General features: G+C 40.0%; 19 protein-coding genes, 3 pseudogenes and 1 other annotated feature. Of the genes and pseudogenes, 6 read left to right on the forward strand and 16 right to left on the reverse strand.

Features of this window, described 5'->3' with window-relative positions:
- Window positions 1-20: 20 nt before the first annotated feature.
- Together ALW18_07185 and ALW18_07190 are read right to left on the reverse strand one after the other, a co-directional pair.
- Window positions 21-1,196, reverse strand: coding sequence for an aminotransferase (locus tag ALW18_07185; GenBank protein AOE52314.1), 1,176 nt, complete (start codon window positions 1,194-1,196; stop codon window positions 21-23).
- Window positions 1,193-2,020 carry a prephenate dehydratase gene (locus ALW18_07190; protein AOE52315.1) on the reverse strand — a complete coding sequence of 276 codons (828 nt, stop codon included), beginning with the start codon at window positions 2,018-2,020 and terminating at the stop codon, window positions 1,193-1,195. The genes ALW18_07185 and ALW18_07190 overlap by 4 nt, the downstream gene beginning before the upstream one ends.
- Window positions 2,021-2,292: 272 nt before the next feature.
- Here ALW18_07190 and ALW18_07195 point away from each other — a divergent pair, with 272 nt between their 5' ends.
- Window positions 2,293-3,198, forward strand: a complete 906-nt coding sequence (locus ALW18_07195; GenBank protein AOE52316.1) for a gliding motility protein GldA — start codon at window positions 2,293-2,295, stop codon at window positions 3,196-3,198.
- A 211-nt stretch (window positions 3,199-3,409) separates the two neighbouring features.
- Here the strand turns inward: ALW18_07195 and ALW18_07200 are convergent, their stop codons facing one another.
- The 4 genes and pseudogenes from ALW18_07200 to ALW18_07215 form a co-directional block, all read right to left on the reverse strand.
- Window positions 3,410-4,366, reverse strand: coding sequence for a 5,10-methylenetetrahydrofolate reductase (locus ALW18_07200; GenBank protein AOE52317.1), 957 nt, complete (start codon window positions 4,364-4,366; stop codon window positions 3,410-3,412).
- Window positions 4,367-4,457: 91 nt separating this feature from the next.
- Window positions 4,458-7,148, reverse strand: a pseudogene (locus ALW18_07205) (methionine synthase).
- Window positions 7,149-7,206: 58 nt separating this feature from the next.
- The gene (locus tag ALW18_07210; protein ID AOE52318.1) at window positions 7,207-7,560 is read right to left on the reverse strand and encodes a 30S ribosomal protein S23; all 354 of its coding nucleotides are present in this window, start codon (window positions 7,558-7,560) and stop codon (window positions 7,207-7,209) included.
- A 28-nt stretch (window positions 7,561-7,588) separates the two neighbouring features.
- Window positions 7,589-8,590 (reverse strand): 5-methyltetrahydrofolate--homocysteine methyltransferase, encoded by a 1,002-nt coding sequence (locus ALW18_07215; GenBank protein ID AOE52319.1) that lies wholly within the window; start codon window positions 8,588-8,590, stop codon window positions 7,589-7,591.
- 176 nt (window positions 8,591-8,766) lie between these two features.
- Window positions 8,767-8,873: a binding site (SAM riboswitch), on the reverse strand.
- Window positions 8,874-9,030: 157 nt separating this feature from the next.
- On the opposite strand from ALW18_07215, the gene ALW18_07220 reads away from it, so the two are divergent.
- Window positions 9,031-9,483, forward strand: a complete 453-nt coding sequence (locus ALW18_07220; GenBank protein AOE52320.1) for a hypothetical protein — start codon at window positions 9,031-9,033, stop codon at window positions 9,481-9,483.
- Window positions 9,484-9,535: 52 nt separating this feature from the next.
- Window positions 9,536-9,826 (forward strand): annotated as a pseudogene (locus ALW18_07225) (hypothetical protein).
- Between the two features lie 397 nt (window positions 9,827-10,223).
- On the opposite strand, the pseudogene ALW18_07230 reads toward ALW18_07225, so the two are convergent.
- Both ALW18_07230 and ALW18_07235 read right to left on the reverse strand, forming a co-directional pair.
- Window positions 10,224-10,658: pseudogene (locus tag ALW18_07230) on the reverse strand (hypothetical protein).
- Window positions 10,659-10,871: 213 nt separating this feature from the next.
- A complete protein-coding gene (locus ALW18_07235; protein ID AOE52321.1) occupies window positions 10,872-11,312 on the reverse strand; it encodes a hypothetical protein in 441 nt (146 codons plus the stop codon).
- A gap of 686 nt (window positions 11,313-11,998) precedes the next feature.
- On the opposite strand from ALW18_07235, the gene ALW18_07240 reads away from it, so the two are divergent.
- A complete protein-coding gene (locus ALW18_07240) occupies window positions 11,999-13,249 on the forward strand; it encodes an S-adenosylmethionine synthase (protein ID AOE52322.1) in 1,251 nt (416 codons plus the stop codon).
- A gap of 58 nt (window positions 13,250-13,307) precedes the next feature.
- Here the strand turns inward: ALW18_07240 and ALW18_07245 are convergent, their stop codons facing one another.
- The 4 genes from ALW18_07245 to ALW18_07260 form a co-directional block, all read right to left on the reverse strand.
- The gene (locus ALW18_07245) at window positions 13,308-13,523 is read right to left on the reverse strand and encodes a hypothetical protein (GenBank protein AOE52323.1); all 216 of its coding nucleotides are present in this window, start codon (window positions 13,521-13,523) and stop codon (window positions 13,308-13,310) included.
- Window positions 13,524-13,618: 95 nt separating this feature from the next.
- A complete protein-coding gene (locus ALW18_07250) occupies window positions 13,619-13,888 on the reverse strand; it encodes a hypothetical protein (protein ID AOE52324.1) in 270 nt (89 codons plus the stop codon).
- 175 nt (window positions 13,889-14,063) lie between these two features.
- On the reverse strand, window positions 14,064-16,805 hold the full coding sequence (locus tag ALW18_07255) for a TonB-dependent receptor (protein AOE52325.1): 2,742 nt from the start codon (window positions 16,803-16,805) through the stop codon (window positions 14,064-14,066).
- Window positions 16,806-16,920: 115 nt separating this feature from the next.
- Window positions 16,921-17,811 (reverse strand): hypothetical protein, encoded by an 891-nt coding sequence (locus ALW18_07260; GenBank protein AOE52326.1) that lies wholly within the window; start codon window positions 17,809-17,811, stop codon window positions 16,921-16,923.
- A 169-nt stretch (window positions 17,812-17,980) separates the two neighbouring features.
- Here ALW18_07260 and ALW18_07265 point away from each other — a divergent pair, with 169 nt between their 5' ends.
- Both ALW18_07265 and ALW18_07270 read left to right on the forward strand, forming a co-directional pair.
- Window positions 17,981-18,775 (forward strand): hypothetical protein, encoded by a 795-nt coding sequence (locus ALW18_07265; GenBank protein ID AOE52327.1) that lies wholly within the window; start codon window positions 17,981-17,983, stop codon window positions 18,773-18,775.
- The gene (locus tag ALW18_07270; GenBank protein ID AOE52328.1) at window positions 18,775-19,389 is read left to right on the forward strand and encodes a deoxynucleoside kinase; all 615 of its coding nucleotides are present in this window, start codon (window positions 18,775-18,777) and stop codon (window positions 19,387-19,389) included. The genes ALW18_07265 and ALW18_07270 overlap by 1 nt, the downstream gene beginning before the upstream one ends.
- 134 nt (window positions 19,390-19,523) lie before the next feature.
- On the opposite strand, the gene ALW18_07275 is transcribed toward ALW18_07270, so the two are convergent.
- From ALW18_07275 to ALW18_07290, 4 genes are all read right to left on the reverse strand, one after another.
- Entirely contained in the window at window positions 19,524-21,950 is a 2,427-nt protein-coding gene (locus tag ALW18_07275) for an inorganic pyrophosphatase (GenBank protein AOE52329.1), read from the reverse strand.
- Between the two features lie 111 nt (window positions 21,951-22,061).
- Window positions 22,062-22,592, reverse strand: coding sequence for an inorganic pyrophosphatase (locus tag ALW18_07280; GenBank protein AOE52330.1), 531 nt, complete (start codon window positions 22,590-22,592; stop codon window positions 22,062-22,064).
- Window positions 22,593-22,702: 110 nt separating this feature from the next.
- Window positions 22,703-23,317, reverse strand: coding sequence for a Fe-S cluster assembly protein HesB (locus ALW18_07285; GenBank protein ID AOE52331.1), 615 nt, complete (start codon window positions 23,315-23,317; stop codon window positions 22,703-22,705).
- A gap of 39 nt (window positions 23,318-23,356) precedes the next feature.
- Entirely contained in the window at window positions 23,357-23,866 is a 510-nt protein-coding gene (locus ALW18_07290; GenBank protein AOE52332.1) for a hypothetical protein, read from the reverse strand.
- Window positions 23,867-23,996 lie beyond the last annotated feature (130 nt).

Below are 23,996 nucleotides of genomic sequence, written 5' to 3' on the forward strand. Positions count from 1 at the left end.
CTGTTGTATTGTGGAATGTATCATGCAAATTTACTATTTAGTTGTTCAACTTTTTCAATACGAAGCAAAGCTTCTTCTATTTGTGGTTCGGGTACACAAAGCGAAAAACGAATGTAGCCTTCGCCTGCACTGCCAAACACAGTTCCCGGTGTTATAAACACATGGCTTTCATATAATATTTCATCAACGTAGGCTTCCGCCGATGGTTCTCCTCCCGGCAGTTTTGCCCAGACAAACAGCCCTACGGCATTTTTATCATATTTACATCCAAGCGCATCAGCCAGTTTGTAAATCAGTTTTCGCCTACTGTCATACACCTTGTTGAGCGACGCAAACCAGTTATAATCGCTTTTAAGTGCAGCTATTGCTCCTTTTTGCAGGCCATAGAACATACCGCTGTCCATATTGCTCTTTACCTTCATTACCGTTTCCAGCAATTCCTGCCTGCCTGTTAGCATACCTACACGCCAACCCGCCATATTAAAGGTCTTACTTAGCGAATTCAGCTCTAACGCCACTTCTCTGGCACCGTCAACCTGAAAGACCGACAGTTGCTCATCATTAAGTACAAAACTGTATGGGTTATCATTTACTAACAATATATTATGCTTTCGGGCGAATGCCACAAGCCTCTGTAAAAGATCCAAACTTCCTTTTGCCCCTGTAGGCATATGCGGATAATTGACCCACATAATTTTTACTTTTGTAAGATCGGTTTGTTCCAATGCATCAAAATCGGGTTCCCAATTATTTTGGGCTGATAGCTCATACGGCACTGCGATCCCTCCTGCTATCTGCGCTGCCGAAGCATACGCCAGATAACCCGGATTGGGTATAAGTACAGCATCACCTTCATTTAAAAAAGCCATGCTAATGTGCATAATACCTTCTTTTGACCCCATAAGGGGGAGGATTTCTGACGACGGATTTAAAGTCACACCGAAATGCTCCTGATAAAAACCTGCCATAGCCTCACGAAGTTCTGCCAACCCCTGATAGCTTTGATATTTATGCGCACCTGCCTCGTGCAACGATGCTGTTATTGCTTCCAGTACCGATGGTGATGGTGCCATATCGGGACTGCCGATACCCATATTAATAACGTTTTTGCCCTGCGCTGCCATTTGGGCAATCTCTTTTAATTTTCCGGAGAAGTAATATTCATTTACCTGTTCCAGTCGTCGTGCTGCTATCATACTTTTCCGTTTTTATATTCGCCCAAAACTTTAAAATGAGTCGTCATCATTTCCAGTATCGCCTTTGCTTTCTCGTAGTGTTTGTACTTTAAAAAGGTTACATCTACAAAAAAGGAGTATTTAAAAGGCGTTTCTATTATGGGCATAGATTGTATCTTGGTAAGGTTCAGTTTACAGTTGTTCAGCACATTCAGAATCGTGGCCAGGTTACCTGGAGTATCGTCCAGTTCAAACTTTATCGATGCCTTGTTTATCTCCTCTTTCGGGATAACCGAATTCTGCGTCTTTACAACAACAAACCGTGTTTTGTTGCTTTTTATAGTATGGATGTCCTCCGCTACAATATCAAGTCCGAACAATTGTGCTGCTATGGGGCTGCCTACAGCCGCAATATCTTTTAGCTGATTGTTATTGATACGCTCGGCGGTCTCCGCGGTATCTACACTTTCAACCAATTTTATGTGAGGGTAACGGCTAAAAAAATCGGCACATTGCAATAGTGCTATGGGGTGAGAATGCACCTCTTTAATATCTTCCAGCTTTTGGCCTTTCAGCACCATAAGGTTCATGCTTATATTAAGGTAGTGCTCTCCTATAATATGCAGGTTGTTACGATCTATAAGCGCGTAATTGGGAATTATAGACCCTGCAATAGAATTTTCCAGTGCCATAATGCCAATTCCTGCTTTGTTATCTACGAGGCTACGTACAAGCTCGGGAAACGACATACATTCTTCCAACTCGCTATCCACGCCAAAGTACTCGCCTGCCACCTGGTGGTGAAACGAACCTCTTATTCCCTGTATTGCAATTTTTGTATTCATAAACGGGCAAAAAAAAATCCCGACGGTGAGGTCGGGATTCGTATAATTAGTTAAAAATTTCTATCTACTAAACAACAATACTTTCCCTGTCCTCTTTGTCCAAAAGAAGAAATAAAAGAAAGTTGTATAAAAAGTTGTACCTGAAGACATACTTGTATCTGTTGTTCCCGCTAATATAGGGATTTTTTTAATTGGTCGCGAAAACTATTAAAAAAAATAACAATAGCTGCAAAATATGATTTTCTTACTACTTTTGTTCAAAATCATAGGTCATGTCAATTGAGGTAAAGGATATTTCTAAAAGCTACGGCGAACAAAAAGCGCTTGATGCTGTTTCATTTTCTATAAATAAAGGAGAAATTGTGGGTTTTCTGGGGCCAAACGGTGCCGGTAAATCTACCCTTATGAAGATACTTACCACTTACCTTAATGCCGACAGCGGCACTGCACTGGTTAATGCACACAATGTTGCCGACCAGCAAAAAGCGGTTCAGAAATCGGTTGGCTACCTGCCCGAACATAACCCATTGTACCTTGACCTTTATGTTAGGGAATACCTTGCTTTTAATGCCGATGTTTACCACGTAAACAAATCGCGCATTGAAGAAATGATACAACTTACAGGACTAGCACCCGAAGCACACAAAAAAATAGGCGCTCTTTCTAAAGGATACCGCCAGCGCGTTGGCCTTGCTGCCGCACTATTGCATGATCCGGAAGTACTTATCCTCGATGAGCCGACAACAGGACTTGACCCTAACCAGTTGGTTGAGATCCGTGAGCTCATAAAGAACATTGGCAAAAACAAAACTGTTTTTCTTTCTACACACATCATGCAGGAAGTTGAAGCCATTTGCGACAGGGTCATTATTATAGATCATGGTAAAATTGTTACCGATAAGAAACTGAACAACCTTGTAAAAGATACCAAAGAAGCACAGCTTATTGAGGTAGAATTTGATCACCCAGTAACTGAAATCCTTTTACAAAGCCTACCGGAACTTACTACCGCCATTAACACAAAAGGCAATACATGGGAACTGACCTTTGTTGCCGAAAAAGATATGCGCCCGGCAGTATTCGACTTTGCACAGGCTAACAACCTGAAAACACTTCAGCTTGCCCTTAAGAGCAAAAATCTTGAAACGGTATTTAGGGAAATGACTAAAAAGAAGTAATTATGTGCGGAGGACCCTTACCCTGGTGGACTGAAGAAATGGAAAAAGACAAGGAGAAAGAAAAAGAACAGCAGGAACAAAACACGCCTGAAGATATTGAGGAATGTGATTAACTGTGCTACTATTTTCTTTAAAGTACAAAACAACAAAAGCCCGATAGTATACAAACTACCGGGCTTTCATAGTATATAACAAAACAAAAAACTCTTACTTAGAACACTTCTTTAGCGATGGCCTTAATATTTTCGGCCCTGCCCATAGAGTAATAGTGCAACACAGGTATACCCGCTTTTATAAGCTCTTTACTTTGCTCGGTACACCATTCTATACCTATTTGCTTTACAGCATCGTTATCTTTAGCTTTTACAACAGCCATAATTAAATCATCCGGTAAATCTACCTTAAAGCGGTGCGGAATCTGGTTCAGCTGTTTTTTGGTCGATATTGGCTTTAATCCCGGAATAATTGGCACAGTGATGCCTTCTTTTCGGCATTTTGCCACAAATTCGAAAAACTTCTTGTTATCAAAAAACATCTGCGTTATAATGTATGACGCACCATTTTTAATTTTCTGCTTTAAGAAATAAATATCGCTGTCAAGGCTTGGTGCCTCCATATGTTTTTCCGGATAGCCAGCCACACCAATACAGAAATTGGTAGCCGATGTATTTTGCAGGTCATCATCCAGGTAAATACCTTTATTAAGGTTTTCTATCTGCGTAACCAGTTCGGTAGCATAGCTGTTACCTTCTTTTTCGGGCTTGAAATAGGTTTCGTTCTTAACCGCATCACCTCGAAGGGCAACCACGTTCTGAATCCCTAAAAAGTCAAGGTCAATTAAAAAGTTCTCGGTATCTTCTTTAGTAAAACCACCACACAATATATGCGGAATAGCATCCAGCTGGTATTTATTTTGTATCGCCGAACAGATACCCACAGTACCCGGACGTTTTTTTACAATCTTTTTCTCTAAAAGTCCGCTTGGCAGTTCTTTATATTCGTATTCCTCCCTATGGTAGGTAACATCTATAAATGGCGGATTGAATTCCATTAACGGATCAATGCTATCAAAAATAGACTGTATGTTCTGCCCTTTTAGCGGAGGCAGTATCTCAAAAGAAAAAAGTGTTTTGCCGTTGGCGTTCTCTATGTGTTCTGTTACTTTCATGGCCCTCTCCCCAAAGGGGGAATTTATGTCGTTACTATTTAAATTCTTTTGTACCTCACTTCTCCTCCCCTTGGGGGAGGCTGGGTGGGGCTTAATCTGCTATATTTGGGTTAAGCCATTTCGTGGCTTCGTCTGTACTTATACTCCTACGTTTGGCGTAATCTATTACCTGGTCTTCTTTTATTTTACCAAGTCCGAAATACTTACTCTGCGGATTAGCAAAGTAATATCCCGATACCGATGATGCCGGCCACATGGCAAGGCTTTCAGTTAAGGTTACACCAATTTTATTATCTACATCCAGCAATTGCCAGATACCTTTTTTCTCTAAATGATCGGGACATGCAGGATAACCCGGAGCCGGGCGTATACCGTTATACTGTTCCTTTATAAGTTCATCATTACTCAATACCTCATCAGATGCATAACCCCAGATCTCCTTGCGTATCTTTAAGTGAAGGAATTCGGCGAATGCCTCAGCCAGACGATCAGCCAGTGCTTTCACCATTATAGAGTTGTAATCGTCGTGATCGGCTTCAAACTCAGCTGCTTTTTCATCTACACCAAAACCTGTGGTGACACAAAAAGCGCCCATATAATCGGGTTTATTAAGATCTTTTGGTGTAATAAAATCAGAAAGTGCAATATTAGGTGCACCTTTTGTTTTTTGCGATTGCTGCCTCAGCGTAAGGAATTTTACATTCGGCTTGCCGTTTTCGTCATACAGCTGAATATCGTCATCATTAACCTGAGCCGCAGGGAAAACACCATATACCCCTTTAGCTTCAAGCCAGTTTTCTTCCAGCATCTGCTCGAGCATTTTTTTAGCATCTGCAAACAATACCTGAGCCTGTTCTCCCACTACCTCATCGGTTAATATTGCCGGAAACTTACCGTGCAGGTCCCATGTCTGGAAAAACGGAGTCCAGTCAATAAACTCAACCAGCTCAGATGGCTTGGGTTCGATAGTCGCAACACCAATAAAGTTTGGTGTTGGCGCAGTAAAGTTATCCCAGTCCAATTTCAGTTTATTTCTTCTTGCGTCTTCAATACTCAGGAAATCCTTATCGCGCGAACGGTTAAGGTATCCTTCACGAAGCTTGTCGTATTCTTCCCTAAGGTTTTTAGAATATTCTTTTTTGGTTGTTGTATTCAACAGGTTACCCGCGACGGTTACCGCACGCGATGCATCATTAACATGCACAACGGTTTCCCTGTATTCGGGTGCTATTTTAACAGCGGTGTGAGCACGCGATGTTGTTGCCCCGCCAATCATGATTGGAATACTGATATTCAGCTTATCCATTTCTTTTGCCAGATACACCATCTCGTCGAGCGACGGCGTTATCAGTCCGCTAAGGCCAATGATATCTACCTGCTCCTTCATTGCAACTTCAATAATCCTTTCCGGCGGAACCATAACACCAAGGTCTATGATCTCAAAGTTATTACAGCCCAGTACCACACTTACAATATTTTTACCGATATCGTGAACGTCGCCTTTAACTGTAGCCATAAGCACTTTTCCTGCCGATGAACCTTTGCCTTTACCTTCTTCAATAAACGGAAGCAGGTAGGCAACCGCTTTTTTCATTACACGCGCCGATTTTACCACCTGCGGAAGGAACATCTTTCCACTACCAAAAAGGTCACCCACTACATTCATACCCGTCATCAGGTTAATTTCTATAACCTCAATAGGTTTGGCAGCCTGTAGGCGTGCTTCTTCTATATCTATTTCAATAAATTCATCTAGCCCTTTAACCAGGGCATGCGTAAGCCTTTCCTGTATAGGGTATGATCGCCATTCCTGAGCCTGCTTTTCCACAGCTTTTATGTCGCCTTTTACATTTTCTGCAAAATCTAATAAACGCTCTGTGGCATCATCGCGGCGATCAAGCAGCACATCTTCAACATGCTCTAAAAGGTCTTTCGGAATTTCATCGTAAATCTCGAGCATTTCAGGGTTAACAATACCCATGTCCATACCATGCTGAATGGCATGGTACAAAAATGCCGAGTGCATAGCTTCCCTTACCTTGTCGTTTCCACGGAAAGAGAACGATACGTTACTCACCCCTCCACTTACGTGTGCGTGAGGCAGGTTGGTACGTATCCATTTTGTAGCAAGGAAAAAGTCGAGCGCATTTTTACGGTGCTCTTCCATACCCGTTGCCACGGGGAATATATTAGGGTCGAAAATAATGTCTTCCGGAGGAAAACCTACTTTATCAACCAGTATGTCATATGATCGTTTACAAATTTCGATACGCCTGTCGTACGTATCAGCCTGCCCTACTTCATCAAAAGCCATAACAATTACAGCAGCACCGTAACGTTTTACTTTTTTAGCGTAGTGCACAAAATTCTCTTCACCCTCTTTAAGGCTAATAGAGTTTACAATACTCTTACCCTGGGTTACTTTAAGCCCGGCCTCTATTATCTCCCATTTAGAACTGTCAATCATAACAGGAACACGTGCAATATCAGGTTCAGATGCTATCAGGTTAAGGAAAGTGGTCATGGCATGTACGCCATCCAGCATCCCTTCGTCCATATTAATATCGATGATCTGGGCACCACCGTCTACCTGGGCACGGGCAACGTCAAGTGCCTCCTCGTACTTTTCTTCCTTTATAAGACGGAGGAATTTTCGCGAACCCGTAACATTGGTACGCTCGCCTATATTTACAAAGTTGCTTTCGGGTGTAACGATCAGCGGTTCGAGACCTGATAATTTCAGGTATTTTTGGTTGTTGGTTGTCGGTTGCTGGTTGCCGGAAGAAAATCCGCCTCCATCAGCCTCATCATTATCATATATGGATCTATCTACGGACATCTCACAGCTTTTTGTAATAATTAATAAATCCATTCAACAGCCTTTTACAAGCCTGTATCAGTTCAAATACTTCTGCGAATTGCGCATCATTTATATATTTCTGATCTAATGCTAAAAAGCATTGTGTCTCTAATTCATATAAGGACCCGCGGGATACATGCAGAAAGTGTATTGTATCTTTTGCCGTCTGCCTGCCACAGCCTTCGGCTATATTTGAAGGAATAGAAACGGCGCAACGCCTCATTTGATTCGTTAAGCCATATATTTCTTCCTTTGGGAATTGTTTTGATATGTTATATAAAAGATTGGTCAATTTTCTTGATTCTAACCAAACATCTAATTTTGTGTAATCCATTATTCAGTGTTTCAAAATCCGACAACCATCAACCGACAACTGACAACCTTCTAGGTTTGTAATTTGCGGAAACTTCCGCTATCAAACGAATGTGCTCCGGCGTGGTTCCGCAGCATCCGCCAATAATATTGATAAGGTTATCATCAAGATACTCTTTAATAAGAACCTGCATTTCTTCGGCAGTCTGGTCGTATTGCCCAAAAGCATTAGGCAGGCCTGCATTAGGGTGTGCCGAAATACTGAATGAAGTATTATGTGCCAGTCTTTTAAGGTAAGGCTTTAGCTGATCTGCACCTAGTGCGCAGTTGAAACCTATGCTTAATAAAGGTAAATGAGATATCGATATAAGGAATGCCTCTACCGTTTGCCCCGATAGTGTACGTCCGGAAGCATCGGTAATTGTACCGCTTACCATAATAGGAATATCAATACCTAACTCGTCCTTCACTTCCTCAATGGCAAACAAGGCAGCTTTAGCATTCAGGGTATCGAAAATAGTTTCAACTAAGAGTAAATGACAGCCACCGTCAATCAGCGCTTTTACCTGCTCTTTGTAGGCAATAAGCAAATCATCAAAGGTAACGGCGCGGTATCCCGGGTCGTTAACATCGGGGCTCATACTTGCCGTACGGTTGGTAGGGCCTATAGATCCGGCAACAAAGCGTGGTTTATGAGGTTCTTTAGCCGTAAACTCATCGGCTACCTCACGGGCAATGCGTGCCGACTCATAATTAAGTTCGTACACCAAATGTTCCATGTGGTAATCGGCCATACCAATTGTAGTTCCCGAAAAAGTATTGGTTTCTACAATATCGGCACCTGCCGCAAAATATTGGTAATGCACATCGCGAATAGCCTTTGGCTGTGTAAGCGACAGCAAGTCGTTATTTCCTTTCAGCGAATGCGGAAAATCTGCAAAGCGTTCACCGCGAAAATCTTCTTCAGAAAAATTATAGCGCTGCAGCATTGTACCCATTGCTCCGTCGAGTATAAGTATCCTTTCATTTATGGCTTGTTGTATTCCTGACATATAATTAAAATTTAGGTAGCCCTAATACATAAATTTTACGCGAACAGCGAACTATAATCAATTCGAAAAAACTGATCTAAGGGTTATGAGCCCGAAAAGCATTTGGCTGTCCGCCTAAAATTGTAATATGTCATCAAAAACGGGGAGTGGAATATTGCAGAGAAGCAATATTACTTGTGTTATCTATCCGCACGTACGCTTGGTAGAATTTAGCACCTTCTTTAAATATAAAGGGTTGCTAAGGCTTCAACGGGTCTATTCCCTCTGCCTTTCGTGATAACATATCAATGTGTTAAAGAACAGTGCAAATGTACGACATAAATTTGTAGCATACAAATTTTGTTTTAACGCATGATGATGTGGCACTTAATTCGTACACTTGTACCGAATGTGCGTATATAGTAACTGCGCAATTATTGATTAATTTTACACCTATACCAATGAAAACATTTAAATCTTTTTTAAATGAATCGCGTGCGGAAGACAGAAACCAGTTCCATATCATTATTATTGGTGATGAAACTAAAATAGAAAATACAACAGAAGACAAATGGCAGCACAGTGGTGTAATAGACTATTGGAAAAAAGTTGAGAAACCAAATACTGAAAGCAGCCAGTTACACCTTCATGTAGGCAGGCAAAAGCATGTTAATACAAAATCAGCCCGTGTTACATGGCATGTAAACGGAGTTAAGCATGACAAACTAGCTTTTAACGACAACAAAAACGGAATTACAACTGCACTAAATATCGCTAAAGCTGTTTTAAAATTACCCGCTGATAAAACATTAGAAACAGTTCCCAACGAAAATGCAGCTTCTGTTTTAAGCGCGATAGACTACTTACCGAGTAAGGCGAAGATATTTGTTTTTAGGGTTGATAGTGCTTCTTAATAAATTCCCCGTGAGCATATTTAAAATATTCGTACAATCATAGTAACAACAAATGAAATATAATCTGGATTTCAGCGGCGGAGAAAACAGCTGGTTTGATTTATGGCATATCCATACAGATTTGCATGGCGAAGGAAATAAAAGTTCGGAATTGCGAAAGTTATATCTTAGCAAACTGCTTGAAACATTTATAGAACTTAAATCTGAACTATATAGTTATCCTCACGAATTTCAGGTATGGATGATTATAAATGTAGAAGACAGTTCTGATGATGGAGTTTACATACATACTAAAAACCCGAATGATGATAATTTTCCACTCAAAGTAATCCCATCTGATAGCAATCAAGTTAACAACTCAATAATAAGAGCGTTTATAAATCAAACCGGTTTAGAACTTATAAGTGTAAATTATGATGGTAGTAATTATATTTACTTGTATGACAGTAATTTTGGTAGAATGCTACTATAAAATATTTTTAAACTCCATAACAATGCAGTAAAAAATTTTGTGTAATAAAATTACTAAGAATTTAGGACATTTATATCCGCCAAACACTTATAGCATTTACATGCATTGGCTTAAAAAAACAGGCCCTAAAGCCTGTTTTCTTATCTAATAAAGCAAACCAATTCTAAATATTGTACTGCTATGCAACAGCCTTAGTTTTTTGGGCAAGAGCAACGATGGCACTAAAAAGCGCATCGGCGGCAGCGGCATCATTGCCATTCGGCAGATTTAAAAAGGTATAATCAAGTCCGCGGTTTAAGGCAGTCCTGGATACTTCTTTTTCAAAATCGGGATGCAGCCCATTGAGCGTTTCGTTTATGGAAACCACGTTAAAACCGCTTTTTACCAAACCGGAATACTGCCTTACAAAGTCAGCACTACCTGTAGCGTCTACCGCTACAAGGTTATGCAGTTTATTATTGTGTACATAATCTACCACATCTTCCAGCTTAAACGGAATGCCAAACTGTATAATATTGGCTTCCCATGAATATTTAGCGCCTTCGGTTTCGAAAAAGGCTACTGTAGAGTTGGTAATTACCGGAAACCTTATATCAAGGTGCTCATCGAGCACAAGGTCTTTGCGATTTTTTAATGCTTTATTTATAAGAGCGCTCCCGGTTTTACCGATTCCGAAAAGCACTACGTTTATTCTTTGGGTCATGATAGTAATGGATTAAAAAAGAAACAGCCTTTAGCCCATCTAAAGGCTGTTTTCTTAACAAACAAACAAAAAACAACTGTAACAAAATTCTATTGTCTCCTCGCCCCAGCCCTCTCCAAAGGAGAGGGAACCTAACAGTTACCTGTGTCATTCCTTCTGAGTGAATCTACTACTCTCCTTTGGAGAGATCTGGGGTGAGGACTATTCTTTTGATCAATTATACGAATACTCCTTAAACAGTGTAACGTCTACCGGGGTGTTGTTTACCAGGTTATCATAAACCGGGCTGCGAAGCTGCACTTCCTGCAACCAAGCCTGCAATGATTCTAAAGAAGCTTCTGAGGCGGGTTTAAGGGTAATTTCTATATTGTGGAAACCCGGCCTTACTTTGCCCGATGGCTTTACTTCATTAAGGTTTCCTGTAATTTCAATTTGTAACGATTTAAGGCTAATGCCCTGCTCGGCAGCTACAAGCTGTCCCAGTGCATTAATGCATCCGGCAAAGCCTGCAAGTATATATTCGTAAGGGTTTGGCCCTTGTAGTTCCGGGTATTTAGCGTTTTCGCTTATGCGAAGGTTGGCATTTAAAGTCTTTACAACAAATTGGCTGTTGTTGCCTGAGTAGCCTAAAACATTGATGGAATTTGAGTTCATAACAGTAATTTTATGGTTAAAGAAAGATGGTAGCTGATTGAGTAAAAAAAAGACCCCTTTTGGATGGGAATACCAAAAGGGGCCTGACACTTGAATTGAAACTAAGACTATGTCATTCTCTTTTGGCAACACCAATGCATATATGCATACATACAACACATCCATGTAAAACAGATGCTGCAAATAATAATGTATGTTGATGTAATTGCCGTCATTGAAAATTGTAATTTAATTTTTAGTCATAAAAAAAGCCCCTGCTGTATGCAGAGGCTCTTCGTGATATAATTTTAAAATCTAAAATTAGTCAATAGCTACCTCTGCGGATGATTTCCACATAAAATAACACATATGACAAATAATTGATTTCATTTTTTCTTCAGATATTGATATGGCAAACTTCGAGACTATTTTTGACATGACCAAACAAAATTTAAAATTTTAACACTTAACAATTTCGGCTATAGTATATTAAATACTTTGTATTTAAAATTTTCAGATGGGCAGTGCAATAATTAAATCAAACAGGACTTTTTTTATTCGGATAAGGTTTTATACCTTTGTGCCATAAAAATTGAGAGGAAAGATTTGACTGATTGCAACCTCATTAAAAAAATGCTAAAGCAGGACTCCCCTCCCTTTAGCATTATCATCAGTTTCTTTACTCTACTAAACTTATAGAGAAAACTATGGCTTATTTATTTACGTCAGAATCAGTGAGCGAAGGGCATCCTGATAAAATTGCTGACCAGATCTCAGATGCACTGATTGACAACTTTCTTGCTTTTGATCCGGAGTCTAAAGTTGCTTGCGAAACGCTGGTAACTACCGGCCAGGTAATTCTTGCAGGAGAAGTAAAATCTAAAATATATCTTGATGTACAGCAAATAACACGTGAAGTTATACGTAAAATTGGCTATACAAAAAGCGAATATATGTTTGAAGCAAACTCATGTGGTGTGTTAAGCGCTATTCATGAGCAGTCTCAGGACATTAACCAGGGTGTAGACAGGGCCAGCAAAGAAGAGCAGGGCGCCGGAGACCAGGGTATGATGTTTGGCTACGCTACAAACGAAACCGAAGATTATATGCCACTGGCACTTAACCTGTCGCACAAACTACTTCAGGAGCTTGCAGTACTTCGCCGCGAAAACAGCGAGATAACGTACTTGCGCCCCGATGCAAAAAGCCAGGTTACATTAGAGTATGACAATAACAATAAGCCTGTGCGCATTGATGCTATTGTTATCTCTACACAACATGACGATTTTGATGAAGAGCCTGCTATGCTTGCTAAGATCAAACAAGATATTATTGAAATTCTTATACCAAGGATCATTAAGAATAATCCTAAGTATGCACACCTTTTCAACAACGAAATCCACTACCACATTAACCCTACAGGTAAGTTTGTTATCGGTGGCCCTCACGGGGATACCGGCTTAACAGGCAGAAAAATTATCGTAGATACTTACGGCGGTAAAGGAGCTCATGGTGGTGGTGCATTCTCGGGTAAAGACCCAAGTAAAGTAGACCGTAGTGCGGCCTATGCTACACGCCACATTGCTAAAAACCTTGTCGCTGCAGGCGTAGCCGAAGAGATTCTTGTACAGGTATCTTACGCTATTGGTGTCGCAAAACCAATGGGTATTTATATTAACACATATGGCACATCTAAATTAAGCCTTACAGATGGTGAGATCGCTAAAAAAGTAGAGGAGCTATTTGATATGCGCCCTTATTTTATAGAGCAGCGCCTTAAGCTTAGAAATCCTATTTACAGTGAAACTGCTGCTTACGGACACATGGGCCGCAAGCCAGAAACGGTTACTAAAACTTTTAAATCGCCGGGTGGTGAAGTAAAAAAGGTTACTGTAGAACTGTTTACATGGGAAAAACTTGACTATGTAGAAAAAGTAAAAGCAGCTTTCGGAATATAATTTCCTGAAACTGACCATAAAAAAAGTCCCGCTATTGGCGGGACTTTTCATTTTATAATTATCCGAAGATACTTGTAAACGCAGCATTTAGCTTCTCTTTGATATCTGTTGGAGTTTCAACTTTAGAGAAAATAAGCTTAGCTTTACCTTCAGAACTTCCTATTGAAAATACTTTAGAAAGTGTTTTTCCTCTGAAAAAATCTAAATTATCAACCCTTATTTGAAACGCAAGCGAATTGAAACTTGCTTTTTTAGACTGTAAGTCTGTAACCATGATTTGTATATTTAGCTATAAATATAATGTTTATCTATACTAAAACCTATTTATTATAAAATATATTTATAATTACAAAAATCATCAAAGTAATTTTAGGAGTAAAAATATTCAAGACTGGTATATAAAACAGTAAATGTAAGAAGTCCCGCGACTATCATTACGAAGATGTAATATCTCGCTTCCATCATTTTTTTGTTATAATGATGCATTAGAATATACACTATAGCAGTAAACATAAATACTACAGAAGCACATACAAATGCAATTACAGCATTAGAGTGTTGGGTATCTCCACTTTGCAATGCCAGCCCTAAAAGACCAACGCCCACAATAAAGGGAACGTTTTTAATAAACCTATCCATAACTACCAATAACAAATTCTATTCAACGCAGGGGGATGCATTACCGTTTTACTCGAAATTCAAAAAATCCCGGCGAAAATAGCTAAATTATCAGATTATCAAAACATTACACATTCATAACAGTTCAACTACAAAAAAAAGCTGTCGAATGACAGCCTTTTTAAACAGTATAAGATTACAAATTGTATTTTATGGTAAGTAGCAGATACCTTGGCTGCACTCTGTATCGCGACGTGTAGGTTGAAAGCTGGTTAAAGCTGTCATCATTAAGAGAGGTAGTATTAAGCAGGTTTGTGCCCCCTACTTTAAACTCCCAGTGACTGTCTTTTTTACGGTACATAATGTCTGCACTCAGGAAATCATATTCATTGTCGGATGTCCGGCTGTCATTATAATAATGATTATACTCGTAGTTTGCCGTTAATGTAAAGGCATCCAGGAAATAGTAATCGGCTCTTGCAAATGGACTGTGGTTGTAGAATTTATTATTAGCATAGTCATTAAGCGTTAACGAATACCCTACTTCAAGATTCGGAAGCGTTTTGTAGTTGGTACCTAAGCTTGCAGTATAAGTTTGCGATACCTGCTCGCTAACCTGCCTTATCGAATTTGCAATGGTAGGTTCTGTTGTTAAAGCGTTATCTGCCCTGAAGTTATTAAACTTACTCCATGAAACGTTAGCATTAAGCGATGCCTTGTAAAAGCGTGCAAAACTCCTGTTATAACCTGCAAATGCTGTTAACATCTGGTCTGCAAAATGAGAGTTCTCTACCGTGGCTATCTGGTTGATACCATCAAAGGCTGAAAGGCTTTTTATTGCATCCATCCTGTGGCTATAGCTTACACTACCAAATATCTGTGTAAAGTTGAACATATTGTATTTAAAATAGTTCAGTGAGTGGTTTTGATATAAGCCGTTCTTTAAGTTCCTGTTACCCTGAAAAAGCGACTTATAACTTGTAAGCACCAGGCCGCGGGCAAAATCGGCTACATCTGTAAAATCGGTAGTCATCGAATAATTATAGATAAGCCGTTCTGATTTTTTAATCTGGTATTGTGCAAAAGCATTTGGCAACACCCTAACAAAATTATTCTCTACCCTCGACCCTAACTGGTCGTTAAACATCTTGTAACTGTGTACGCTAACTCCCGGATTGAACTCAAACTTACCCGTTAGGAATCTGTAATGCAATCCGATAAATGCATCGTTAAATACATAATCAACATCATTTTTGGTATTACCGTTCAGGGTGTTTTCAGAATTATTATCGAGCAACTGGAACATGGAAGAATTAAAACTCTGGAACGAATAGGTATTACCCAACGTTACATTAATACTGCTCTTCTGCTTTACCATATAGTAATAATCCAGCTTTGCATCTACTTTATTGGTTCGTATAAACCGCTCCTGAGAAATATCATAACGGTCTGCCGGCAGTAATACTAATCCCGAGCCACCATTATCTACAGGAAACGGATTATTACCAAGGTTTGCATTATAGAGCGGATCTTCATCCTGGTATAAATGCTGTCCCTGGAAAGCAAAGATATTTTTATCGTTAAGGGTGTAATATAAATTCAGATTCTGGTTGAAAGAAACCGGTTTCTGTTTTTTAGTAGTATATATACTTTGGCTTTGCGATGTTTCAGGGGTTACGGTAGAAAGCAATCCGTTAGCTTCCTCCTGATCAGACAGCTTTCCGAATAAGTCGTAATCCAACTGAAAGTTTTTGTTTGGCTTATAAGTAGAACTTAATTTAAGCATCCCAAAGTCGGTCTTCTGCTGAGAAGTTTCCTCCGTGTCCTGAATAGTTTGCGGTTCGCCTGTTATGGGATCTAAAAGCGTATTACGACTTTTAGTTTCCATTTCGGTAGTATTAGAATTTACAATGGCAAATCCGCTAAGCGACCATGCCGCCGTCGGATTATAGCTAAAGTTAGCCGCACCAAATTTTGTTTCGATAGACTTAGCCCTGTTGTTACGCATCATAGAAAGACCAAGATCGTTAGACCCTACATTTATAGATGTACCGCCTTTGCTCATCATGTTTCTAAAACCTCCGCTAAACTTAAAATAATCCTGCATGGTAAGCGGCAGCTCACCCGTATTATTAATATTGCCAATAAAATTCAAACTGAATTTCGGGTTATAATAAAACACTTTAGGGTTAACAAGATAACGCTCTCCCTCTCCAATACTGGCAGCAGCACTCATATCCCCAAACCAGAAATTCTTTTTGCCCTCTTTCAGTTTAATATTCATGGCGACGTTATCCTCATTGTTTTCAACGCCTTTAAGCTGCCCAACCTCACTATAATTTCTAAGCACTTCGACCTTGCTTACAGCATCTGCCGGAATGTTTTGTACACCAAGCTTGGTATCACCATCAAAGAAGTCTTTGCCTTCTACCATCAGCTTAGAAACCGATTTTCCTTCTACCGTAATGCCACCGTCTTTATCCACCTCAACACCCGGAAGCTTTTTAAGCACATCGCCCAATTTCCGTTCGGTTCCGTTTGTAAAAGAATCTGAGTCATACACAATAGTATCACCTTTTATAGTAACCGGCATTTCATGAACAATTTCAAGATTTGCCAGTTCTACCCCCTGCTGTAATACAATGTTTTTAACCATGTTTTCAGCGCCAGTAGTAATGGTAACTTCATAGGGCGTATAACCAATATAACTTGCCTTAATGGTGTATGTTGTATTTGCCGATAACGACAGCTGGTATCTACCCGTATCATCGGTGATGGCGTAGGAGTCCATGCTGTTTGTAGCTTTATTAACGGCCATAACGTTGGCCATTTCAAGAGCTGTACCGGTAGAGTCTTTTAGCGTTCCCTGTACACGAATGTTTTGCGAATAGCCGACAGCCGAAGCTAAAAACAGCAAAGCAAGGAGAAGTTTTTTCATGAATGTATATTGGTACTTTTAATTTGTGTGCATGTGTTTTGTTGGTTTAGAGTGGCTTTCATGTTTTATAAACTAAAAATATAGTTGTCACACATACCCTTTCCTGAAATTATTACTATCCGCCAATCCTTATTGTATTACCTCGGCCTTTGCCGCCACCATACATGTCCTGCATTTCTTTCATTTTTTTCATCATGATGTCAGCAAATTGCGCCTGTGTAACCTTCTCGCCTTTTTTTAGAGGCTTGATATCGACTTTGTCTTTAGGATTAATAACAACCTTAGAGCAAAGCAATGTCGTTTTGCCATCGCTAACCTCTAAGATAAGCCCGGGAAGTCCGTAGTAATTTTCAGGCCCCATGCTTACAGGAACTTCCGGCGTGTACCATGCCGTGATAATTTTTTCTTTAGGCATTTCAACCATATCCATAAAATTGGTCGACTTCAGTTCTTCTTCCGTTTTTTTCTTAGCCTCTTCCTCTGCTCCTTTTTTAGGGCGGAAATTCATAAAATTAGATTTGTCTACCGGAACAGATGCTGTAGCCTTATAACAAGTATAATTTCCAATTTTCTTGGTTTCGGTTTCCATATTCCATTTTATCTGCGGAAGCGAATCGCTTACTAAAAACTCTTTACCAAAAATTTCCTTTTCCTGTAGCACGATCTTCTCCTTGATGTTTTTGTACTGCTTACCTCCGCCGCCCATCATAGAGCCCATCATTTTAAAACCCCTGCTCATTTCATCGCCGGCATCCAGCTTTTCTTCTTCCATATAAAGCGAAGCCGTTTTGTCAAATTTCAGCACGAAAGTTTTTTCAAACATCGACTTCATACGTTCTTCGATCATCTTACGCATTTCGGGCGTTATTTCCTTACTTTCAATCTTAGGCATATCGTCTCCTAAGCTTGTTTTCGATTCGTATACTGCCATTCCCTGAAAATCCTGCGCATTAGCCGAAAGGATCGCAGAAAAGATAACCGCAAAAGATAAAATTATTTTTTTCATAATATAGTATTGTGTCGTTTAATGAATAAGACTATCAGAACGGCTTTTTGTTACCGTGAGTATGCGTGTTTTTTAAAATAATGCCATTCTGCCTGCAAAACATAGCTTCAGATTATCTTTGCAAAAATATAACCTGCATAGCCGCGTTATTTTTGTAATTTTAACCTGAATGAAAAAGCTACTCCTACTTCTCATATTATTCTCCTTTTCTGTCGTAAGTGCACAGGAAATTGCTATACCTGTAAAGCTGTTGTCTAATGCTAAGACAGGGCCTCAACGCTATATAGGTACCGATGCTTTTGGGTGGAAATATATTATTAAAAATAGTGAGTTCAGGAAAGAAAAAGACGGGCAAATCTTAAAATACCGTGCCGTATCATTAGGAGAAGTATATACTATAGATATTCAGAACCCGTTACAGCTCGTTTTGTTTTACAGGAAATTCAATACCGTTGTATTGCTGGATAACCAGCTTAACGAAACGTCACGCATTAATTTCTCCAACCTTACGCAGCCTCTTGTTGTTGAAGCCGCCGGACTTGCGTCCCAAAACAGGTTGTGGATCTATGATATCAATTCGCAACAACTTGGTTTGTATGATTTAGCGCAGGGCAACTTTAAAACAATAACACCACCTTTTACCGACAATATTAAGTACTACCAAAACGATTACAATTATTTTTACTGGATAGATACTACAGGTAAATGCTTCATGGTAAACCTGTTTGGTAATGTAGGAAATCTTGGGCAGGCGCCAGCGTATAACCAGGTTCAGATCCTATCATCCTCAGAACTGATTATAAAAAAAGATAATGGACTGTGCTTCTACAACCTCGACAAGCAAACGCAGGCTCCTATTGCCATTGCAGAAAAAAGCTTCCAGAGTTTTCATTATGCTGCACAAATTTTGTCTATTTTTACAGACTCCGAAATCAACACATATAAAATAACTTTACCCAAATAATGCATATAGCTGTAGCAGGAAATATAGGTGCAGGAAAAACCACCCTTACCGGATTGTTAGCCAAACATTTTAAGTGGGAACCGCATTATGAAGATGTGGTTGATAACCCTTACCTCGATGATTTTTACCACCAGATGGAACGCTGGTCGTTTAACCTTCAGGTGTACTTTCTTAACACCCGTTTCAGCCAGGTAATGCAAATTCGTGAAAGCGGAAAAAACATCATCCAGGACAGGACCATTTATGAAGATTCGCATATTTTCGCACCCAACCTTCATGCTATGGGGCTTATGGCAAACCGCGATTATAACAACTACAAAGCACTGTTTGACATGATGGAAAGCTTTGTTGGCCCCCCGGACCTGCTTATCTACCTTCGCAGCTCTATACCCAATTTGGTAAAGCAAATTCACAAGCGTGGGCGCGACTATGAAAACTCTATCTCAATAGATTACCTAAGCCGCCTGAACGAACGCTATGAAGCATGGATTCAGAGTTACGATAAAGGAAAGCTTCTGATTATTGATGTAGACAAAAATAACTTTGTAGACAACCCTGAAGATCTTGGCGAAATAATAAACAGAATTAATGCTGAAGTAAACGGTTTGTTTTAGATCTTAGATTTCTCCATTCCGCTACGCTTCAGTCGAAATGACAAAGACATTCGATATTTCCGTAATATCAGATAATAACATAAAAAATGCCCCTGTAATACAGAGGCATTTTTCGGTTATAATTGGTGGTTTAGCTATTTCGTTTTAAGTGCTTCTATTTGGGCATTTACCTCTTCGTCGGTACCCCTAAATGTTTTTTGCTCTGTTTTCAACTCTTCGTTATTTGTTTTGGTCGAAATAGTAACCGTAGCGGTCACTGTTCCGTCAGCATCTTTCTGGCGGTCTATCGAAGTTTCTGTACTCGACTCCTGTCCTGTAAGTACTGGCTGCTCTATAACTGTTGCTGCCTGAACGTTTGTAATTTCTGCACCCTCGGCATGGCTTCCAATGATCGGAGCGATTACAAGCCCGATAAGGCACGTAAGCTTTATCAGGATGTTCATTGATGGCCCGGAGGTATCTTTGAACGGATCACCTACTGTATCGCCTGTTACAGCCGCTTTATGTGCGTCAGATCCTTTATAGGTCATTTCGCCGTTAATCATTACTCCCGCTTCGAAAGATTTTTTAGCATTATCCCATGCGCCTCCGGCGTTATTCTGAAATACAGCCCACAGTACTCCCGATACAGTTACACCTGCCATATACCCACCAAGCATTTCTGCTACGAGCTGGTTATTATCAGGATATACAAGCATCCCCAGTAACACAATTGCAATAGGGAAACCTATAGTCAATACTCCCGGAAGCATCATCTCCCTTAGCGCTGCTTTAGTAGATATCTCTACACATTTACCATATTCAGGTTTACCTGTGCCTTCCATGATACCCGGAATTTCGCGGAACTGCCTTCTAACCTCATATACCATATCCATCGCCGCTTTACCCACTGAGTTCATAGCCAGAGCAGAGAAAACAACCGGAATCATACCTCCAACAAAAAGCATTGCCAGTACAGGCGCTTTAAATATATTGATACCGTCGATACCCGTAAAGGTTACATATGCTGCAAATAAGGCTAATGATGTAAGTGCTGCCGAAGCAATTGCAAACCCTTTACCTGTTGCTGCCGTAGTATTACCTACAGAGTCTAGTATATCGGTACGCGTACGAACTTCTTTAGGAAGCTCACTCATTTCTGCAATACCTCCTGCGTTGTCTGATATCGGTCCGAATGCATCAATAGCCAGCTGCATTGCTGTTGTAGCCATCATAGCCGAAGCTGCCAGTGCAACACCATAGAAACCTGCCAATGCATACGATCCCCAGATAGCACCTGCAAACAACAGTACCGTTGGAAAAGTGGAGATCATACCTGTTGCAAGTCCCGCGATAATATTGGTCCCTGCACCTGTGCTCGATTTCTGTACAATAGCAAGAATTGGTTTTTTACCAAGTCCCGTATAATATTCTGTAACCGATGATATAACAGCTCCAACAAAAAGCCCTACCAAAGTAGCACCAAATACATGCATCGATGTTATTTCTTTAGCCGCTTCACCATAAAAATTCATTGTAAACGTTTCCGGAAGCATGTATTGTACAAGGAAGTAGCATGATATTGCTACCAGCACTATCGAAACCCAGTTACCTATATTCAGAGCTGTCTGCACCTGTGCTTCCTTAGCGTTATTATCTTTAATCTTAACGAGCAATGTCCCTATAATAGAAAACAATATACCAAACCCGGCAATAGCCATTGGCAGCAGTATCGGCCCTATTCCGCCAAAAGCGTCTGTAAATGTTGGATTGGCAACAATAATATCCCTAAGCACATAGTTACCCAATACCATAGCTGCAAGTACAGTAGCCACATATGATCCGAACAAATCGGCTCCCATACCTGCCACATCTCCCACATTATCTCCCACGTTATCGGCAATAGTCGCCGGGTTACGCGGATCGTCTTCCGGTATTCCTGCCTCAACCTTACCTACAAGGTCGGCACCTACATCGGCAGCTTTGGTATAAATACCGCCACCAACACGGGCAAACAAAGCAATAGATTCTGCTCCAAGAGAGAAACCTGCGAGAGTTTCAAGTACCATGGTCATATCGGCAGCGTTGGTCCACGTGCCATTCATAAAGTAGTGAAAAAAGAATATAAAAAAACCGGTAAGCCCTAAAACGGCCAAACCGGCAACGCCAAGTCCCATTACAGTTCCTCCGCTAAATGACACTTTAAGTGCCTGAGGAAGGCTTGTTCGTGCGGCCTGTGTGGTACGCACATTTGTTTTAGTGGCAATTTTCATTCCCATATTTCCGGCAAGGGCCGAAAAAATAGCACCAAATATAAAAGCTATAACTATTAGCAAATGTGTTTTTGCCCCCGGCAAAAATGTAATTCCGGCAAGAGCAGCACTTGCTATAATAACAAAAAAAGTAAGTAACCTGTATTCTGCTTTAAGGAAGGCCAGGGCCCCTTCGTAGATGTAATCTGAAATCTCTTTCATCTTACCATCTCCGGCATCCTGTTTAAGTACCCATGATCTTTTGACAGCCATAAAAAGCAGTCCCAGCACGGCCATAAGTATTGGCACGTAAATCATTATTGAATCCATAAATAAAGTTTTGGTTTGTTGTTATATTGTAAATGTAACAAAAAGCCGAACAAAAAAAGCAACATTCTTTAACAGAATATTGCTTTTTTTAATAATTATGCTATAGTAAAATTATCTAATACTGAATAATTCTTCCGGTTTGTCTTCAAGTGCTTCAAAACGGTCAACACACTGGTCGATAATTTCGCGAGCTTCTGCAGCATCACCCCATCCGCCAACGTCAACTTTTTTGTTTTCAAGGTCTTTATAAACCTGGAAGAAGTGCTCAATCTCTTTTACAAGGTGACCGTTAATTTCGTTAAGGTCATTGTATTTGTTCCAGATTGGGTCAGATACCGGCACACAGATGATCTTTTCATCCGGACCTTTTTCATCTGCCATGTGGAAAACACCAATAGGCTTAACTTCCATAACACAACCAGGGAAAGTAGGCTCAGTAACTAATACAAGTACATCAAGCGGGTCTCCATCAAGCGCTAAAGTTTCAGGAACAAAACCGTAATCAGCAGGATACATCATAGACGAGAACAGCATTCTGTCGTAACGTATTTTCTTTAACTGAAAATCATATTCATATTTATTCCTGCTCCCTTTAGGGATTTCTATAAGCACGTCAAACGTTTTTAATTTTGCTGCTGTCATTTTAGTATATCTTTTTTTCGTATTAAGCGGGTGCAAAAGTAGGATAAAAATACTGTTTTGCAAAGCTTTACCCTATTAAATACAGGACAGGGCGCTAAGTTTACATTAAATTAATGCGGAAATTTCCTTCCGCGTTTTTCCAGGTAATAATGCCACAGGAAAAAAGCAGCTGTTGTACGGTATGGGCTCCATGTTTTAGAATGCTCAAGCATATCATTTATAGCTGTAAATCCCCATACATCTTTTATAGCCGAAACTATCCCAATGTCGCCTAATGGCAAAATATCCGGTGACTGAAGGCAAAACATTAGGTAAACGTCCACCGTCCAGTTACCGATACCTTTTACCCTGAGCAATTCCTGCCTAACCTCATCAGGATGTTTAGTTGCAAAGCTGTCAAAATTAAGCGTTCCATCTAAAACTGTTTCAGCCAAAGCCCTTAAATACGATGTCTTTTGCCTGCTTACACCACATTCGCGAAATTCTAAATCGGTAACTTCAATAATATTTTGAGGAGTAAAATTTCCCATTAAACTCTTAAGCTTATTGAACGATGCCCTTGCCGACTCTAACGAAACCTGTTGCTCAAGAATAATTTTACAAAGGCTCTCAAAACCGGGTGGGCGGGTCACAAAACCCGGTTCTCCGTATAACTTTACAATTTCCGAAAAAACAGCATCTTTAGCTATAAGCAAAGAAATGGTTTCTTCCATAATACTTTTTATTAAAAAGGCCCCCTGAATGGAGGCCTATTATATTTTAATTTATTCTATTTTGTCGCAAATTGGTCCACACCCTGCCGAATCACAGTAAGGCACCCTGTCTTTACCAATTACATAATATTTAAGGAAACATCCTGAACCGCATCCTCTACATGAAACATCTAAAGGGTCACCGTCTGAAATTGGGCTGCCTAAATAGAATTTGCCTCCCATATTATTAAGTACTACGCCGGAAGATACCGCCATACCAGCATTATTATCAAAACCATTTGCGATCAAAAAGTAAGCTGTATGCAAAGAATCATTCACCGCAACTCTTTGCTGTATAGAAATTGAAGTTAACCTAACAGTTTCACCTTTCTTTGCAAGTAGTCTTTCAAATTCGTAAAGCAGGCTCGCTCTATTTGCTGTAATTGTAAGTTTCTCATCGGCAACACCTATTTCTCCCTCCCAGATACCTTGTCTATCTTTTGCAGTAAACTCTCTCGCATTGTTATCAGCATTAGACATTACAGTTTCGCTTTCGCTGTTACAGCTCCACACTGTACACATTAGCATAAGGCAGGCTAACGCTTTTAATAGATTTTTCTTCATAGCTCGTTGGTTTAGTTGGATTGAATATTTAACGAATATATTACAAAACGAAGTAAAATTAGTCAACTAAATGTTAAATTATATAACA

The sequence above is a fragment of the Flavobacterium psychrophilum genome, from assembly GCA_001708385.1.
GTDB lineage: Bacteria > Bacteroidota > Bacteroidia > Flavobacteriales > Flavobacteriaceae > Flavobacterium > Flavobacterium psychrophilum_A.

What these genes read in the sequence shown, in the direction of transcription:
- ALW18_07235 (AOE52321.1), bottom strand. Translation starts at nt 11,312, where the DNA reads ATGAACTCAAATTCCATCAATGTTTTAGGCTACTCAGGCAACAACAGC.
- ALW18_07220 (AOE52320.1), top strand. Translation starts at nt 9,031, where the DNA reads ATGAAAACATTTAAATCTTTTTTAAATGAATCGCGTGCGGAAGACAGA.
- ALW18_07200 (AOE52317.1), bottom strand. Translation starts at nt 4,366, where the DNA reads ATGAAAGTAACAGAACACATAGAGAACGCCAACGGCAAAACACTTTTT.
- ALW18_07190 (AOE52315.1), bottom strand. Translation starts at nt 2,020, where the DNA reads ATGAATACAAAAATTGCAATACAGGGAATAAGAGGTTCGTTTCACCAC.
- ALW18_07245 (AOE52323.1), bottom strand. Translation starts at nt 13,523, where the DNA reads ATGGTTACAGACTTACAGTCTAAAAAAGCAAGTTTCAATTCGCTTGCG.
- ALW18_07185 (AOE52314.1), bottom strand. Translation starts at nt 1,196, where the DNA reads ATGATAGCAGCACGACGACTGGAACAGGTAAATGAATATTACTTCTCC.
- ALW18_07270 (AOE52328.1), top strand. Translation starts at nt 18,775, where the DNA reads ATGCATATAGCTGTAGCAGGAAATATAGGTGCAGGAAAAACCACCCTT.
- ALW18_07215 (AOE52319.1), bottom strand. Translation starts at nt 8,590, where the DNA reads ATGTCAGGAATACAACAAGCCATAAATGAAAGGATACTTATACTCGAC.
- ALW18_07240 (AOE52322.1), top strand. Translation starts at nt 11,999, where the DNA reads ATGGCTTATTTATTTACGTCAGAATCAGTGAGCGAAGGGCATCCTGAT.
- ALW18_07195 (AOE52316.1), top strand. Translation starts at nt 2,293, where the DNA reads ATGTCAATTGAGGTAAAGGATATTTCTAAAAGCTACGGCGAACAAAAA.
- ALW18_07255 (AOE52325.1), bottom strand. Translation starts at nt 16,805, where the DNA reads ATGAAAAAACTTCTCCTTGCTTTGCTGTTTTTAGCTTCGGCTGTCGGC.
- ALW18_07290 (AOE52332.1), bottom strand. Translation starts at nt 23,866, where the DNA reads ATGTGTACAGTGTGGAGCTGTAACAGCGAAAGCGAAACTGTAATGTCT.
- ALW18_07265 (AOE52327.1), top strand. Translation starts at nt 17,981, where the DNA reads ATGAAAAAGCTACTCCTACTTCTCATATTATTCTCCTTTTCTGTCGTA.
- ALW18_07210 (AOE52318.1), bottom strand. Translation starts at nt 7,560, where the DNA reads ATGGATTACACAAAATTAGATGTTTGGTTAGAATCAAGAAAATTGACC.
- ALW18_07275 (AOE52329.1), bottom strand. Translation starts at nt 21,950, where the DNA reads ATGGATTCAATAATGATTTACGTGCCAATACTTATGGCCGTGCTGGGA.
- ALW18_07260 (AOE52326.1), bottom strand. Translation starts at nt 17,811, where the DNA reads ATGAAAAAAATAATTTTATCTTTTGCGGTTATCTTTTCTGCGATCCTT.
- ALW18_07250 (AOE52324.1), bottom strand. Translation starts at nt 13,888, where the DNA reads ATGGATAGGTTTATTAAAAACGTTCCCTTTATTGTGGGCGTTGGTCTT.
- ALW18_07280 (AOE52330.1), bottom strand. Translation starts at nt 22,592, where the DNA reads ATGACAGCAGCAAAATTAAAAACGTTTGACGTGCTTATAGAAATCCCT.